This is a genomic window from Hydrocarboniphaga sp. (assembly GCF_965279055.1).
In the GTDB taxonomy this organism is placed as follows: Bacteria; Pseudomonadota; Gammaproteobacteria; order Nevskiales; family Nevskiaceae; genus Hydrocarboniphaga.
This window is the reverse complement of the sequence record NZ_OZ257125.1, coordinates 4,645,160-4,660,837: the sequence shown is the minus strand read 5'-3', so window position 1 is coordinate 4,660,837 and position 15,678 is coordinate 4,645,160. Positions and strand designations below refer to the sequence as shown.

10 protein-coding genes and 1 pseudogene are annotated in these 15,678 nt (G+C 68.2%); 4 read left to right on the top strand and 7 right to left on the bottom strand.

Annotation, left to right across the window (positions count from 1 at the left end; genetic code table 11):
• Positions 1–84: 84 nt before the first annotated feature.
• The 3 genes and pseudogenes from metF to mtgA form a co-directional block, all read left to right on the top strand.
• Positions 85–939 (top strand): methylenetetrahydrofolate reductase [NAD(P)H], encoded by an 855-nt coding sequence (metF, locus tag ACQZF9_RS20870; protein WP_428310889.1) that lies wholly within the window; start codon positions 85–87, stop codon positions 937–939.
• Between the two features lie 5 nt (positions 940–944).
• Positions 945–1,562, top strand: coding sequence for a trimeric intracellular cation channel family protein (locus ACQZF9_RS20865; protein ID WP_428310888.1), 618 nt, complete (start codon positions 945–947; stop codon positions 1,560–1,562).
• A gap of 78 nt (positions 1,563–1,640) precedes the next feature.
• Positions 1,641–2,363 (top strand): annotated as a pseudogene (gene mtgA / locus ACQZF9_RS20860) (monofunctional biosynthetic peptidoglycan transglycosylase); the annotation flags it as partial.
• A gap of 382 nt (positions 2,364–2,745) precedes the next feature.
• Here mtgA and ACQZF9_RS20855 read toward each other — a convergent pair.
• From ACQZF9_RS20855 to ACQZF9_RS20845, 3 genes are read right to left on the bottom strand one after another with little or no spacing between them, the layout of a single operon-like run.
• Positions 2,746–3,633, bottom strand: a complete 888-nt coding sequence (locus tag ACQZF9_RS20855; protein WP_428310887.1) for an efflux RND transporter periplasmic adaptor subunit — start codon at positions 3,631–3,633, stop codon at positions 2,746–2,748.
• 19 nt (positions 3,634–3,652) lie between these two features.
• A complete protein-coding gene (locus tag ACQZF9_RS20850; protein ID WP_428310886.1) occupies positions 3,653–5,353 on the bottom strand; it encodes a TolC family protein in 1,701 nt (566 codons plus the stop codon).
• Positions 5,354–5,385: 32 nt separating this feature from the next.
• Positions 5,386–8,217, bottom strand: coding sequence for a hypothetical protein (locus ACQZF9_RS20845; protein ID WP_428310885.1), 2,832 nt, complete (start codon positions 8,215–8,217; stop codon positions 5,386–5,388).
• Positions 8,218–8,473: 256 nt separating this feature from the next.
• On the opposite strand from ACQZF9_RS20845, the gene ACQZF9_RS20840 reads away from it, so the two are divergent.
• Positions 8,474–10,969: a TonB-dependent receptor gene (locus ACQZF9_RS20840; RefSeq protein WP_428310884.1), complete on the top strand. Its 2,496-nt coding sequence runs from the start codon at positions 8,474–8,476 to the stop codon at positions 10,967–10,969.
• Positions 10,970–11,062: 93 nt separating this feature from the next.
• Here ACQZF9_RS20840 and ACQZF9_RS20835 read toward each other — a convergent pair whose 3' ends face one another.
• The 4 genes from ACQZF9_RS20835 to ACQZF9_RS20820 are packed head-to-tail and all read right to left on the bottom strand — an operon-like array spanning position 11,063 to position 15,677.
• Entirely contained in the window at positions 11,063–11,812 is a 750-nt protein-coding gene (locus tag ACQZF9_RS20835; protein WP_428310883.1) for a DUF1571 domain-containing protein, read from the bottom strand.
• Complete coding sequence (locus tag ACQZF9_RS20830; RefSeq protein WP_428310882.1) at positions 11,812–12,549, bottom strand: hypothetical protein; 738 nt, start codon at positions 12,547–12,549, stop codon at positions 11,812–11,814. The genes ACQZF9_RS20835 and ACQZF9_RS20830 overlap by 1 nt, the downstream gene beginning before the upstream one ends.
• A gap of 6 nt (positions 12,550–12,555) precedes the next feature.
• The gene (locus ACQZF9_RS20825; protein ID WP_428310881.1) at positions 12,556–13,737 is read right to left on the bottom strand and encodes a heme biosynthesis HemY N-terminal domain-containing protein; all 1,182 of its coding nucleotides are present in this window, start codon (positions 13,735–13,737) and stop codon (positions 12,556–12,558) included.
• Entirely contained in the window at positions 13,734–15,677 is a 1,944-nt protein-coding gene (locus ACQZF9_RS20820) for a uroporphyrinogen-III C-methyltransferase (RefSeq protein ID WP_428310880.1), read from the bottom strand. Before ACQZF9_RS20820 ends, ACQZF9_RS20825 begins: the two co-directional genes overlap by 4 nt.
• Between the last annotated feature and the right edge of the window lies 1 nt (position 15,678).

Below are 15,678 nucleotides of genomic sequence, written 5' to 3'. Positions count from 1 at the left end.
GATGGAGTCGCCCCACGCTCTGCAACGCCCTCACCCCTGCCCCTCTCCCGGTGGGAGAGGGGTTTTTCGTTGAAGGGTTGCAACATGAGCACCAGCCAAAAATTCTCGCTTGAACTGTTCCCGCCGCGCACGCCCGAAGGCGCTGCGAAACTGCCCGCGACGCTGAAGCAACTCGCCGCCACCGGCCCCGAGTTTTTCTCGGTGACTTACGGCGCGCTCGGCTCGGACCAGAACGGCACTTACGAAACACTGATGACGGTCGTGCGCGAAACCGGCGTGGAGGCCGCGCCGCATCTGACCTGCATCGGCAGCACGCGCATGCACATCGCGGCCTTGCTGAATCAGTACCGCGACGCCGGCGTCAAGCGCATCGTCGCGCTGCGCGGCGATCTGCCGGCGACCGCGTACAGCCCGGCCGCTCCGGGTGAATTCCACTTCGCCAACGAGCTGGTCGCGTTCATCCGCGAAAGCCATGGCGATCACTTTCGTATCGAAGTCGCCGCGTACCCGGAGATGCATCCGCAGGCCGACAACATCAGCGCCGACTTCGCGCACTTCAAGCGCAAGGTCGAGGCCGGCGCCGACGCGGCGATCACCCAGCTGTTCTACAACGCCGACGCGTATTTCAGCTTCCGCGAGCGCTGCGTCAAAGCCGGCATCAGCGCGGCGATCGTGCCCGGCATCATGCCGATCACCGGCTACCAGAACATCCTGCGCTTCACCGCCAACTGCGGTGCCGACCTGCCGCGCTGGATTCGCCTGCGCCTCGAAGAACTGCAGGACGACAAGCCGGCGCTGCTGGATTTCGGCACCGAAGTGGTCGCGCGCCTGTGCGAGACGCTGATCAAGGGCGGCGTGCCGAGCCTGCACTTCTACACCATCAACCAGGCCGATCCGACCTTGCGCCTGTGCAGCGCGCTGGGAATCGGCCGCCGCTGATCGTGGTGAGCTTGCCGCATGCGCTGGAATACGCCGGCACCGCGGTGTTCGCGGTGTCGGCAGTGCTCGCGGCCGGCCGCAAGGGCCTGGACCTGCTCGGCGTCGCGGTGATCGCCGTGATGACCGCGACCGGCGGCGGCACCGTGCGCGACCTGCTGCTCGGCCGCACGCCGTTCTGGTTTACCGACACCGGCTATCTGGTCACGATTCTGGTCGCGGCCGCGATCACCGTGCTGATGCTGCGCTGGCGCCATCCCAGCGAGCGCGTACTGCAGATCGCCGACGCGCTGGGCCTGGCGCTGTTCTCGATTTCCGGCGCCCGCATCGCCGAAGCCGCCGGTCTGCCGGGCCTGATCGTCGTCGTGATGGCGACGATCACCGGCACCTTCGGCGGCGTGCTGCGCGACGTGCTGTGCAACGACATCCCGCTGCTGCTGCGGCCCGGCACGATCTACGGCACCGCGGTGATCGCCGGGGCGACGCTCTACGTGCTGCTGCAGTCCTGGGGCGTCGAGCGCACACCGGCCGGCTTCGCCGGCATGGCGCTGATCGCCGGTCTGAGGCTGATCGCGATCGCGCGCAACATCCAGTTGCCGGTGCTGACGATCAAAGAGAAGCCGTAATCTGGCACCGCTGTTGTAGCCCGGTGCAACCCCGGCTTGGCGTGCTGCGATTCAGCGCCGGCCTCTACAATCCGGCCCATGCCCGCCCCCGACATCCAGATCCCGGCGCGTCGTCCGCCGCCCGAACCTGCGCCCAAGGAAGCCGTGCGCCGATCCCGCCGCTCCAAAAAAAAGTCGACCTTCAAGCGCGTGCTGATCGCGCTGCTGCTGATCTTCGTCGTGCTGCCGCTGAGCCTGATCCTGCTCGGCCGCGTCATCCCGATCTACACCACCAGTTACATGCTGCAGAGCCCGACCCGGCCGGTGCAGCATCAGTGGGTACCGGCCTCGCGCATCAATGAGACTGCGCGGCGCGCGGTGATCGCCGCCGAGGACCAGAAGTTCTGGGACCACCACGGCTTCGACATCGAGGCGATGCAGAAGGCTTACGAGCGCAACCAGCGTGGCGGCCGTGTGCGCGGCGGATCGACGATCAGCCAGCAGACCGCGAAAAACCTGTTCCTGTGGGCCGGCGGTGGCTACCTGCGCAAGGGCATCGAGGCCGGCATTACCGTGCTGATCGAAACCTTGTGGGGCAAGGACCGGATTCTCGAGGTGTATCTGAACTCGGCCGAATTCGGCCCCGGTATCTATGGCGTGGAGGCCGCGTCACAGCGCTTTTTCAATCATCCGGCCTCGCAGTTGAGCGCCTCCGAAGCGGCGCGGCTGGCCGCGGTGCTGCCGAATCCGCGCAAGTGGAAAGTCGGCGCGCCGGGGCCGTATGTGGCCTCGCGTGCCGCGTGGATCCAGCGCCAGATGGGCTATTCCGGTCGTCGTCCGCCGATCGAAGATGCCGAGCCGGCACCGCCGCCGGGCGAGGAACTGCAGGAGCCGGACGACGATGCGCCGCTGTTCGCGCCGCATGCGGCTTCCGAGCCCGCGCCGACGCAGCCCAGCGAGCCGGCGGCTGCGGAACCGGCGGCTGCCGACGAAGCACCGCCACCCGCTGCCGAGCCACAGGCCACGCCGGTGGAAGAGCCGGCTCAGCAGCCGGTGCCGGTGGAAGCACCGCCTGGCAACTGACGGAACCTCGTCATTCCCGCGAAGGCGGCGATCCCGCGACGACAACAGCGATGCCGGCACGACGTAGCCCGGGTGCAACCCGGGTTTCACCCGGGCTACGCATCGCCGGAACGAGCGCCGGTTATTCCTCGATGTAAAGATCCATCTGCTGCCCGACGTACACCGGTCTCTCGGTCGGATTGGCGAAGCGGAACACCACCTGCAGCACGCGCGTGTCGACGCGCTCGGCGGCCATGCCGGTCAGCGAGCGCTTCGGCACGACCAGGGGCTCGATACGCACGAACGTCAGCGGGATCGCGCGATCCGGCTCGCCCTTGATGTAGCCGACCGCGTTCTTGCCGGCCTTGATGCGCGGCGCGATCTGCTCGTCGACGTCGGCGCGCACCTGCACCTCGTCGGTGTTGCCGAGCACCATCGGCGCCACCGGCGACTGCGGCGACACGAACTCGCCGACCGAGACGCTCATCTGCAGCACGCTGCCGTCGATGGGCGACACCACCAGCAGGCGGTCGACCAAGCTTTGCGTGGCCTTGACCGCGGCCTGCGCGGCTTCGACCTGGGCCTTGGCGACCTCGACTTCGTCGGAGCGGTTCGACACCTCGTTGCGGGTCACGGCGTAGGGATCGGTGACGCCGGTCAGGCGCTTGTAGGCGGCGCTGACGCGCGTCAGCTGTGCCTGCGCGACACGCAGATTGGCCTGCTGCACGCCGAGCTGCGCGCGCAGGTCGCGATCGTCGATCTGGAACAGCGGCTGGCCGGCCTTGACGTGATCGCCGGCGTTGACGAACACCTTGGCGACGATGCCGGCCACCGGCGCGCCGAGCTGGGTGTTGTCATGCATCGCCTCGACCAGGCCTGCGGCGCCGATGCCGGTGGAATGCGGCTTCACCGGCGGCTGCACCGACGGCGGTGGCGGCGCCGGCCTGTGCGACAGCCGGTAGATCTGGATGCCCATCATCACGATGCTGATCAGCGCGATGTAGAACGTGAATTTCTTGAGAACGATCATGTCGGCGCCTGCGCAAAGCTCATGGAGTAGCCGCTGCGGCGGCGTCGGACGGCAAGGGCACGACGTCGGCGCGCGTCGGGTTGGCATCCACCGGTTCCACCGCGGCTTCGGCGCCGAGGCGGCGCTTCGGCGGCAGCGTGCCGGTGGCAACGTCGGTGTCGCTGCCCCATGCGCCGGGAGCAGCCTCATCGGAAACCGGCGTGGCCGCCGCCGGCGGTGGTGCTTTCAGCAACGCCGGCGTGGTGTCGTCGGTCGCCTTCGCGCCGTCGGCGCGCAGCACCGGGCTGCCGCCCAGCGCCAGGTCGAGCGCGATGCGGTTGTTCAGCAGCGCCAGATCCAGGTCCAGCGCCTTGATCCGCGCCAGCACCACGCCGCGTTCGGCGCCGAGATTGGTGCCGGCGTCGAGCGTGCCGTTGTCGTAGCTCTGCCTGGCCAGGCCCTGGTTGCGTGTCGCCAGATCCAGCGCGCGCTGCACGTACTCGCGCTGCTGGCGCAGCGCCGCTTCGGTGGCCAGGCCATCCTCGACTTCGCGGAACGCGCTCAGCGCCTTGTCGCGATATTTCTGCATCGATTCGACCATCAGCGCGCGCTGCGCGCGAATGCCGGCGCGAATCTGGCCGCCGTCGAAAATCGGCTGCAGCAGGCCGCCGCCGAGCGACCAGGTAAACGAGTCGTCGTCGAACAGCAGATCGCGATACTTGGACTGTGTGCCGCCGGAAGCATTGATCGTGAAGCGCGGCAGCAGGTTCTTTTTCGCTGCCATCAGCCGGTCGTCGCTGGCGGTGACGCGTAGCGCCGCGGCCTGGAGATCGGGCCGGCGTTCGAGCAGGCTCGACGGCAGGCCGGCCGCGACCGGCGGCGGCATCGGCGGCAGCGTATCGCTGGCCTGCAAGGCGGCCGCCGGATAACGCCCGACCAGCACTTCCAGCGAGCGGGCGATGCGGTCGCGCTCGAGCCGGCGCGCGACCAGATCGCCGTCGGCGCCGGCCTGATCGCTTTCCAGCTTGATCAGCTCGGCAGTGCTGAGCAGGCCGGAGGCTTCGCGCTCGCGCGAGATGCGTACGGTTTCGTTCTGGCTTTTCTGCAGCGCCTGCGCCAGCTCGATGCGCTGATCCGCGGCGACCAGCGCGAACCACAGGCTCGCGGTCTGCGCGGCCAAAGAGAAGCGCGCGGCTTCGACGTCGAGCATCGCCGACACCACGTCGCCGGCGGCGGCGTGGCTCAGGTCGAGCACGCGATTCCAGACGTCGAGCTCCCAGGACAGGCCGAGGCCGAAGCGAATGCGCGAGATGTAGGCGTCGTCCGGCACCAGCGTCGAGTTGCCGAGAAAGTCGTTGATCTGGCGCTGGCGGCCGACGCTGGCCTGAAAATCCAGCCGCGGCAGATTGCCGGCCTTGTCGATCGCCGCGCGCGCCGCGGCCGCGTCGCGCCGCGAAATCGCGCCGAGCAGCGAGGCGTTGTTGCTCCAGGCCTCTTCGACCAGCGACGTCAGCGTCGGGTCGTTGAAATCCTTGAGCCAGTCGTCGTTGACATTGCCTTGGCCGACCGCTGGATTGGCCCAGGCCTCCGGCACCACGCCGCTGACGACGGCCTTGGGCTCCGCTGCTTCACGCTGGAACAGCGAGCAGCCGGCCAGCGTGATCGCGCTGCCGGCGACCGTGCCGGCGAGCAGCGCGCTGCGCAGCAGCGGGCGCCGCGGCGAAAACATGAAAGCATCCATCGGCATGATCCGGGCGGTGCGTTGCGCGCGAATCAGGGCGAGATGTTGACGATCGCGAAGAACGGCGTGCTGATGCCCAGATTCTCGGCGGTCCAGAGAGCCCAGGTATTGCCGGTGTCGTTGGGGACGACGGTCGGATCGATCGCGGTATCGGGAACGTTGGCGTACGACACTGCTGCGTGTTCCAGGGCCGTTTCGCCGGTGCCATAGGCCGATTCCGGATAGCTGGCCGTCGTGAAGCAGCCGGCCGGGTCGCCGCCGAGCAGGCTGGCGGGGAACGTGAGCTTGGTGCCGTCCTCGCTGAGCGTCACGCCATCCTGAGCCAGGGCCACCGAGAAGCCGCAGCCGCTGAAATCGATCGTTCCGAGTTTCTGGATCGCCTCGTTGAAGCTGAAGACGAAGTTGGTTCCATCGTAAGAGCCTGAGGTCATCAGCGGCGGCATCTTGTCGCGCAGCCGCAGCGAGGCGCGGGTCGCGGCGTCCGGCACGGTGTCGTTCAGATCTTTGATCGAACCGCTGAGATCGATCGTCGCCGTGCCCGGGCCGGCATCCCTGGACAGCTGGAACACGTTGCCGAACTGGATCGCGAGCAGGTTGGAAGTGCCGGGGTCTTCGTTGACCACATTGTTCAGCAGACCCTGCACCGTCAGCGACGTGCTGATGCCGCTGGTGACCGGCGCGACGCCGGTATAGGCGCCGGGCTCGGTGACGGCGATGCCCAGCGTCGGCGACGTTGCCAGGAACGCGGCGGTGCCGTCGGCGTCGCCGATGGCGGCCGTGTTGGCGAGCCCCTGCGCGAACGCCGAGTCCTGCAATTCGGTATGCGACAGGCCCTGCAGCTCGTTGTCACCCTTCCAGTTGTCCAGCGCGTAGCCGTTGTCGGTGTCGTTGACGTCGGCGGCCTGGGGCGTGATCGAAAACACCACCACGGCCGGCACCGAGCTGGTCGGCGGAATGATCACGCTGCCGCCGCCGCCGCTGCCGCCGCTACCCGCGGCTCCGGCGATCAGCGAGTCGAGCAACTGCAGCGCCACCGTCGGCCGGCCGTTGTCGGCCAGCTTCGCCGTGCTGCTGCCACCGATGATCGCGGCGGCGTTGCGCGAGCTGATATGGAACACATCTCCGGCCTGAAGCGTGACCGACGCGCCATTGCCGCGGATCAGCAGATCGAAGCTGCTGGCGCCGCCCGGCGTTATCACGTAGGTCGGGCCGCTGTTGTCGATCGCCTGGCTGTTGGTCGGCGAGCCGCCGCTGGTCACGACCGGGAAGAACAGCGCGTCCAGCTTGGTGCCGGCACGCTCGACCCAGACCAGGAAATCGCTGGCGTTGGCCGGCACCGTGACGCTGACTCGCGCCACGCCCGGCTGGATCACGCGGGTATCCGAAGGCGCGATTGCCGAGCGCAGCGCGGTCAGCGCGGTGACGGCGGCGGGATTGTTGAGCTGCTCCATCACCGCGCTGGTGGTGTAGGTGGTCGAGGTCGACGTCGGCGTCAGCGCCGGACGCACCGGCGTGGTCAGCGGATCGACCGTGTCGAGCAGCGCGTCGGTGGTCACGTACGACAGATCGTTGGCGAACACCTGCGCGCTGACCTGAGCGACCACGGCCGCATCGGCGATGGTGTTGCTCGAGCCGAAGCTGGTGAACGACAGCAGCAGCTCCTGGCTGCTGAGGCTGTCGTAGGCGAGCGCGCCGGCATCGGCGACGCCGTTGCCGGCGGTGTCCTTCAGCGCTTCGCGCGCGATGTGCACGGTCACCGCGGTACTGGCCGGCAACGCGTTCTGCAGCGTGATCGTGACCAGGCTGCCATTGAGCGCCACACCGCTGACCGGCGTTGCCGTCGCGTTGGTGCCGCTGCCGAGCACCACATACACGTTGCTGGCGGACAGCAGATCGGCCTGCAGCGTTTCGCTGAAGTGGATAGCGAATGTGCGAGTAACGCTGCTTTCGAGCTGCGCCGGCGTCTGGGTCGGATCGATCACACCATCGACCGAGGACACCGTCGGCGGCACCGTATCGGCGCTGGTGAACGGCGTCACCGCGACGCTGGCCAGCAGCACCGGCGTGTTCGCGTCGGAGGTGCGCAGGTTCAGCGTGTTGGTGTCGCTGGCGGCGCCGGCGGTCGGGCAGGGCGGTGCCGAGCCGCTGACGCTGCCGATGGCGTAGCCGTTGACGGCGAGCTTGACGCAGGAATCGTTGTAGACCGAGGCCAGGCTGAAGCTGCCGTCCGCGTTCGACGTCACCGGCAGGAAGCTGCCCGAGTCGTAGGTGGTGGCGACACCGGTGGTCGTGCCGTCCTGTACAAATTCGACGCCGACGAAGTCCAGCGACACGCTGGCACCGGCGACCGGCGAACCGGTGGCGCTGCTGCGCAAGGTGCCGCTGACGGTCGAGGCCAGCGCCGGCAGCTTGACCACGCCGACGCCGACGTTGAAGTCGTCGATGAACACCGTGCCGCCGCCGACGGTACCGGTGGACTGCGCGATCGGGCTGGCCTGGATGGTGGCGCCCATGTAGCCGGCCGGCGGCACGATCGCCAGCGTGATCGGGCCGTTGGCGTCGTTGACCGTGGTGCCGGCAACACCGGTGACGGTGACGCCGGGCATCGAGAACTGGCCGTCGGCGTTGGTGGTCGCGCTCAGCGGGCTGCCGCTGTCGGAAGCGCCGGCGTAACGGATCGTCGCATTGGCGATGGCGTGGCCGTCGGTGTCCTGGATGGTGCCGGTGATGGTGCCGGTCAGATCGCTGACCTGGGTCGGGTCGCCGTCGTCATCCGGCGACGAGCAGGCGCTGAGCAGCAGGAGCGCCGACACGGGCAGCAGCAGCAGGCTCCGCAGGGCGGGGCGGCCATCACAAAGCATCATCGTCAATCTCCCAGGGAAAACGCCCGTCTGCGGGGTCGTTGATTCCATTGTGCCTGCGCCGTGTGGCGCCGCACTGTAACGCTGCGTGACGCGCCCGGGGACACGCCCCGGTCGCCGCAGTGCCAGGGCTGAGCTTATGCAAATTCCATGCGGAGGGGGATTTGCATGAAGCTTGCGGACGCATCGGCCTGTCCGAAAAGCAGACAGCCACGCTGGTGTTATAGGGTAGCGGCCAGCGACATCCGGGGGGATCGTCATGAGTAAAGCAATCAGGGCCGCGCGTCGTCGCGCCGGCCTGCAGGCCGTCATGCTGGGGCTGCTGTGCCTGCCGGCCGCGGCCATCGGCGCAGAGGACGTGCCGGCCGAGCCGCAGGTGCTGGAGGTGATTCCGGTCGAGGTCGCGCCGCCGCCGGCCGAGACGCCCAGCGCGCGCGAGCCCGAGACGGTCGAGCTCGACGAGGTCATCGTCACCTCGCAGAAAACCAAGCAGAGCCTGCGCGAAGTGCCGGCCTCGGTGTCGACCCTGAGCGGCGAGCAGCTGCGCGACTCCAAGATCCTCAGCGCCGGCGACCTCAACGGCTATGTGCCGAATGCGCAAATGCGCGTGTCGCCGTTCGCCGGCGAGCTGCGCATCCGCGGCTACGGCACCTCGATCAGCAACGCCGGCTTCGAGCCTTCGGTGGGCCTGGTCATCGACGATGTGTACTACGGCCGCAGCGCCTTCCTGTCGGCGCTGATGTACGACATCGACCGGCTGGAGGTGATCCGCGGCCCGCAGGGCGCGCTGTTTGGCAAGAACACCGTCGCCGGCGTGGTCAACATCACCACCATCGATGCCGACAACATCACCGCCGGCGATCTGACCTTGTACGGCCGCAGCGACGGCGAGATCCTCGACGCGCGCGGCGGCGTCTCGCTGCCGCTGGCCGACGGTCTGTATTCGCGGCTCTCCGGCGCGGTGCAGTCCTTCGAAGGCCTGTTCTACAACACCACGCTGGATCGCCGCGAAGCCGATCTGGAATCCTTCGCCGGTCGCGCCAAGCTGCGCGTCACCGATCTGTTCGGCGAAGGCCAGCTGCGCCTCGCGGTGTCGTCGTCGTCGCAGAAAGGCAACGGCAATCTGTTCCAGCTGAAAAAGGCCAGTGATGCGACGCTGGCGCTGTTCCGCCAGTACGATCCGAAAACCGAAACCAATGCCTACAACGACACGCTGTCGAGCAATGTGCCGTCGCGCGTCAACGTCGCCACCGACACCGCCTCGGCCGCGTTCGATTATCCGTTCGGCGACATCTGGGGGCTGGAAAGCCTCAACCTGAGTTCGGTCAGCGCCTACGCGTACTACGAGGTCAAGGACCGCACGATCGACTTCGATTTCTCGCCGGTGCCGGTGGCGCGCCTCGACCTGGCGCGGCCGACGCCCTATGACCAGTACAGCCAGGAGCTGCGACTGTCCGGCGTGTCGCCGTCGCTGTTCGGCCTGTTCGGCCGCACCGAATTCATCGGTGGCCTGTACTACCTGAAGTCGAGCCTGGTCAGCAACGACCTGGTGCAGATCGAGGATCTCGGCGCGGCCGCGGCCTTCGTCATCGCCGCGCGCGGCGGCGGCCAGATAAGCGGCGCCGACGGCCTGCCCTTGAACGACGTGCTCGCCGAACAGCTCGGCAACCTGCTCGGCGCGATCACCGCCTCGCCGCTGGGCGATGTGCTGCTCAACAGCCAGACCAACCGCGAGCGCGCCGAACTGCTGCTCGACCAGGACCAGGAAGCGGTTTCCGCCTATGGCCAGGTGACCACTTACCTGACCGAACATTTCGCCGCCATTCTCGGCTGGCGTCTGGGCCATGAAACCAAGGATGCGCATCTGTCGTCGCAGGCGCCGCAGGGCGCGATCTTCATCCCGGCGATTCTCGGCCAGAGCAATTTCGACACGCACGAGCATCGTGCCGAAAACGAAAGCTCGCCCAAGCTCGGCGTCAAATACGACTTCAGCAAGAAAGCCTCGACCTACCTGGTCTGGGCCAAGGGCTACAAGGGCGGCGGCTACAACGCGCTGCCGTTCAATGCGGACAACCTCGACTACGGGCCGGAGACCGCCGACACCTACGAAGCCGGCCTGAAAACCCGGCTGTTCGACAACACGCTGGACGCCAACCTCGCGGTGTATCTGACCAACTTCAACGATCTGCAGGTCTCGGTTTTCGACGGCACCACGGCCAACATCCAGAACGCGGCGCAGGCGCGCAGCCAGGGTTTCGAGGCGGATTTCCGCTGGCTGTCGCCGTTCCCCGGCACGACGCTGCGCGGCACGCTCGGCTATTCGGACGCGCATTACCGCAGCTATCCGGACGGCCCGGCGCCGGCCGGTTCCAGCGAGAGTTCGGTGGATCTGTCCGGCCGCACGCTGGCGTCGGCGCCGCGCTGGAGCGCCAGCCTGATTCCGCAGCTGAGCCTGCCGGGTTTCGGCCCGAGCTGGGGCTTCCAGTTCCAGGTCGAAGGGCTGTATACGTCGCAGCGCTATCTCGACGTCGACCTCGACCCGAACACCTTGCAGAAGGCGACTTTGCTGGTCAACGCACGCGTTTCGGTCGGTGCGCGCGACGGCGCCTGGAGCGTCTCGGTGTTCGGCTCCAATTTGAGCAAGGAGAAAGTGCTGGCTCAGGTAACCGACGAGCCGGTTGCGCCCGGCAACTTCGGCGCAGTACGCCAGGATCGCGGCCGCGAAGTCTTCGGCGCGATCAAGCTGAATTTCTAGGCGTTCGCGCCGGCTTTTGTAGGAGCGGGCTTGCCCGCGACAGGTTCTCCAACGGCACAGTCGCGGGCAAGCCCGCTCCTACAGGCTCGGCGATCAGAAGTCGTAAGCCTTGTTCTTGGTATCGAAGTCCGCGTCCGTCAGCCCCGGCTTCAAATTCCATTCGCGGAACCGGTAATGCTCCATCAGCCGCCCGTCCTGGTGCCAGAACTGCACTTCGGTCGGCATCGCGATGGCCTTGTCGAAGCACAGCTCGGCGGCGCCGACCGGATACGGTGCCTTGTCATCCGAGCCCATCGTGTCGCTGCGCAGGCACAGCGAGGCCTGGCCGTCGACGACGCGTTCGCTGGTCTGCGGCGGCGCTTCGGGCTGCGCCGAGGCCTGGCGTTTGGCGATGTTGGTTTTCAGCATCTTCGCCATGTTGTAGATGCCGGCCTGCGCGATCGGCCGCAGGTTGCCCTTGCTCGCGGTCGAACCGTTCGGGTCCAGCGAGAGCGTCGCGATGCCGAGCAGGCCGGATTCGTGTACCTGGATCTTGCCGTCGTAGCGGCCGCTGCACAGGATCAGTTCGCGGCCCTTGTGCGGCTCGGCGAGCCATTTCATGTAGCGGCAGTCCGAGCTTTTCTGCTGTTTCAGCAGCAGGGTCTCGGCTGGATTCAGCTCGGCGCCGATGCGCTGCTGCTTGACCATGACCACCTGCAGCGCCGGCAGCGCGTCGACGGTGTCGACGAATTTCTGCACCAGCGCCCGTACGTCGGGCGCGACCGGCGCGGCGCCGTCACTGGCCAGCGCGGAGGCGCTGGCGGATGCCGCGATCGCGGCCAAGCACAGCGCCGCGGCGCGCATCAGAAAGCCACCGCCAGGCGCAGGCCGAGGCTGGTGTTGTGGCCGGTCTGATCGACCACGCCGCTGAGCGCGAACGTCGGCAGATTCAGCCTGAGGCCGGCGTAGATATCGGGCCGCAGCAAGGTCTGGTTCTTCGGCGCGTCGTCGCCGGAAGCGCCGAATTCGCCGACGGCGATGCCGAGGCCGCCATAAGGCTGCAGCAGGCCGTAGACCCGGCTCGCTTCCAGGCCGAGCGTCTGCGTGTAGGCATCGACATTCTTGATGCTCCACACCGCGCCGAGGCTGGCGCGGCCGCTGACGGTCCAGGCGTCGATCGTGGCGACCGGCAGGCTCGCGTCGATGCGCCACAGCGCGTCGTCGGTGCTGGCGATCGCCGCTGCGAGCACGCCGATGCGGATGCCCTGCGGCAGCTGGAACCAGGCATCGACGCCGGCGACGTCGATGTGGTCGACATGCGCGCCGGTGACCGCGGCCCAGGTCTTCGAATCGTCGGTGTACGTGGTGCTGGCGCTGCCGGCGATGCCCCAGCCCCCGGTCTCGGCCTGCACCGGGCCGCTGAGGCCCTTGCTGCCCAGGGCGGCGAGCAGGTCGGCGCTCAGATGCTTGAACTGCGAGTCGCTGGCGGCTGCCAGACCGTTGAGCTCATAGGCCTGCGCCGGCGCGGCAACGGCCGAAGCGCCGATCGCTGTGCCGAACAGGGCGACCGGGAAAAGGCGGTGAAAGCGGGAAGTTTTCATAGGTCTTCAGGCCGCAAGTTCCAGGCCCATTCGGTAGTAGCGCGCGGCCTCGTCCGGATTCTGGGTCTGTTCGGCGAGCCGCGCCAGCTCCAGGTAGGCGGCCGGCGAGGGCTGCATGCGCGCCGCGGCTTCCAGGTAGCTGCGCGCCTTGCCCCAGAGCTTGTTCTGCAGGCAGGACTGGCCGGCGGTGATCAGCAGCTCGATGCGCTCGCCGTACTGGCTCAGCCACTGCTCGATCGACGCCAGCCGGGTGACGCCGTCGCTGCCGTGCAGCTGCCCGTAGAGCGTCACCAGCTGGCCGTCCCAGTCTTCGCGCAGCGCTTCGCCGATCAGCGCCGCGGCTTCGTTGTCGGCATTGAGCCGGTGCAGGGCCTGGGCGTAGCGCAGGCGCAGTGCCGGATCGCGGCGCAGCTCGTTGCCGCTGGCGTCCCACAGCGCCTTCATTTTCGCCAGCTGGCTGCCGGCCTCAGCCTGCACGATCAGCTCGCTCATCGAGCGCCGCATCAGCGCCTCGCGACGCTCGGCGGTCGGCGCGTCGAGCCTGGCGGTTTCGATCAGCAGGCCGCGCAGCGCTTCCCAGTCGCCCAGGCCTTCGAACGCCTGCGCCAGCAGCTCGACCGCGTAGGGATGTTTCGGATCCTGCTCGCGCAGCCGCAGCGTGGTGTCGCGCGCCGGCGCGAACTCGCCGCGCTCCAGCTGCAGCTCCGCCTGGGTCAGCAGCACCGCGAAGTCGTGCTGGTTGTCGCCGCTGGCGGCGAGCTGCAGATAGTGATCGCGACGGTCCGGCGCACCGAGACGCTGCGCCGCGCGCGCCGCGGCCAGATAATTCAGATGCGAGGCGTGATGATCGGCAGCGCGCCGCACCAGCTCGATTTCGGCGCGCTTCCAGTTGCCTTCGAGCAGCCGCAGCAGGCCTTCCTCGAAGGTGTCGCGCGCGCGTTCCTCGCGGCGGTTGTCGAGCAGGCGCTTGATCAGCGACGGCAGGCGCACGCCGGCGAACAGCAGGCGAAAACCCCACAGCACCACGCCGATGCCGAGGATCACGCTGCCGAACAGGCCGAGAATCGAGGTCTCGATCACGTAGTGGCCGTAGTTCAGCAGCACGTAGCCGGCGTCGGCGCGCAGCAGCCAGGCCGCCGCGGCGCCGACCGCGAGTGCGACGAGCAGCAGCAGCCAGGTGCGGATCACGGCTGCGCCGCGGGTGCCAGAACCTGGCGCAGCAGCGCCAGCGATTCGGTCAGATCGGGCGGCGGCGCCGACAGCTCCAGCGCCTGCAGTCTTTCCATTTCGCCGATCGCCGCTTCGACGCCGGGATCATCGGCACGGAAGAACTGGCGCAGCCAGTCTCCGGCCGAGCTCAGGGCTTCGCGAAAGCTCGCGGTTTCGCCGCGCAGCAGCGCGACCCGCGCCGATTCCAGTTTCAGGATCAGCACGTGCACCAGCACCGCCTCGTCTTCGGCCGGCAGCAGGCGCAGGCTCGCGGCATTGTCCTCGCGGCGGATCACGAACAGGCCGGACGCGGCATCGCGAATCGCGCTCCATACGCGCTCGTACCAGCGCGAGCCGGCATCGTCGCCGGCGGCATTGCCGGAACGCGGGCCACCGAGCACGCGCGGTGCGAGCCGCGCGCGCAGTGGCAGAGCGTCGGCCCTGTCGATCAGGCTCGACAGGGTCAGCGAAGCCGAGGTCAGATCCGGCCTTGGCAGCGACGCGAGCTGGGTGCGTTCCCTGGCAATGGCTTCGCGGGTCTTGAACAGACGCGGATCGTTCAGTGCGCCGAGGCGCTCGTCGGCGATCTGCAAGGCGAGCAAGGCCGCGCGCACATCGTGTTCGAGCAACAGGCGATCGTTGGCCAGCAGGATCAGCTGCTCGACCGAGGCGAGAGCGAAGCGCGTGCGCCCGCCCTGCAGCTCCTCGGTCATGCGGCCCATCAGCTGCTCGCTGTTGTCGAGCCGGCCCTGCATCGCCGCCAGGTCCGAGCCCGAGCGCTGCAGCACGCGAGCCAGATCGCTCTGACGCGTCGCGGTCTGCGAGGCGAGGTTGTCCAGCTCCGCGGTCTGCCGCGACAGCCGGCGCAGCGCATGATCCTGCGCCTGCAGCAGCGCGCTCTGGTTGGCGCGCAGATCCCAGGCCAGCCAGCCGCCGTAGCCCAGCGCCGCGGCGAGTACCAGAACCAGCAGCCAGGCGACGATGCCGCTGCTGCTTTTGGCGGCTGCCTGCGGCGTGTCGTGCACGAACTGGGCGCTGGCTTTGGGCGGCGGCGGGGTCGGCGCGCCTGCGGCCGCGGCACCGGTATCGCTGCCGGTCTCGGGCACTGCGGCGAGCTCGGGCGGCTTGGGACTGCTCATGCTGGAATCCTGAATCTGGCGTGTGCGCCAGTCGCTGAGGCAGCGGACGATGGCGTCATCGCTGACCGTTTCGGGCAGCAGTGGCGCGGTGAAACCCAGCGCCAGCGCTTTTTCTAACACGCGCGGGCTCGGCACGACGAGTTGCAGCGCGAGCAGCGTCGAACGCAGCGCATCCGGCGTCAGCCGCCAGAGCCGATCCAGGGTTTCGCCGCTGGTGATCACGATGACGTCGGCCATCGCGACCTCGGCTTCGACCCGGGCCTCGTCGTGCTCGACCGGCTTGCGCCGATACAGGCTCAGCGTGTCGACGCGCGCACCGCGCGCGGCCAGTTCACTGGCGATCAGCTCGCGGCCGTCTTCGCCGGTGACGATCAGATATTTCTTATCGGCGACCTGGCGCAGCTGCGGCAGTTGCAGCAGCGTTTCGCTGGACGCCTGCGCATCCGGCGAAATCGCGCCCGGATGTCCGGCATTGGCCAGCGCCGCAGCGGTGGCGCCGCCCACGGCGAACAGCGTCGGCCAGTCGGCTTCGCGCTCGTCGATTTCGGCGGCGTAGCGCACCGCGTTGGCGCTGGTGAAGATCCAGCCGTCGTCGTCGCGATGCGCCTGCAGCACGCCGCGCGTGACCTCGTCGTCGCCGCTGGCTTCGATCGCGAACAGCGGCAGACGCGCGGCTTCGGCGCCCTGAGCCTCCAGCAGCAAGGCCAGATTGCCGGCCTGCAGATCGGGCCGCGTGACGATCACGCGCAGGCCCTTCAACGGCAGGCTGGGCTTTTTCATC

What these genes read in the sequence shown, in the direction of transcription:
- metF (WP_428310889.1), top strand. Translation starts at nt 85, where the DNA reads ATGAGCACCAGCCAAAAATTCTCGCTTGAACTGTTCCCGCCGCGCACG.
- ACQZF9_RS20855 (WP_428310887.1), bottom strand. Translation starts at nt 3,633, where the DNA reads ATGATCGTTCTCAAGAAATTCACGTTCTACATCGCGCTGATCAGCATC.
- ACQZF9_RS20850 (WP_428310886.1), bottom strand. Translation starts at nt 5,353, where the DNA reads ATGGATGCTTTCATGTTTTCGCCGCGGCGCCCGCTGCTGCGCAGCGCG.
- ACQZF9_RS20845 (WP_428310885.1), bottom strand. Translation starts at nt 8,217, where the DNA reads ATGATGCTTTGTGATGGCCGCCCCGCCCTGCGGAGCCTGCTGCTGCTG.
- ACQZF9_RS20840 (WP_428310884.1), top strand. Translation starts at nt 8,474, where the DNA reads ATGAGTAAAGCAATCAGGGCCGCGCGTCGTCGCGCCGGCCTGCAGGCC.
- ACQZF9_RS20835 (WP_428310883.1), bottom strand. Translation starts at nt 11,812, where the DNA reads ATGCGCGCCGCGGCGCTGTGCTTGGCCGCGATCGCGGCATCCGCCAGC.
- ACQZF9_RS20830 (WP_428310882.1), bottom strand. Translation starts at nt 12,549, where the DNA reads ATGAAAACTTCCCGCTTTCACCGCCTTTTCCCGGTCGCCCTGTTCGGC.
- ACQZF9_RS20820 (WP_428310880.1), bottom strand. Translation starts at nt 15,677, where the DNA reads ATGAAAAAGCCCAGCCTGCCGTTGAAGGGCCTGCGCGTGATCGTCACG.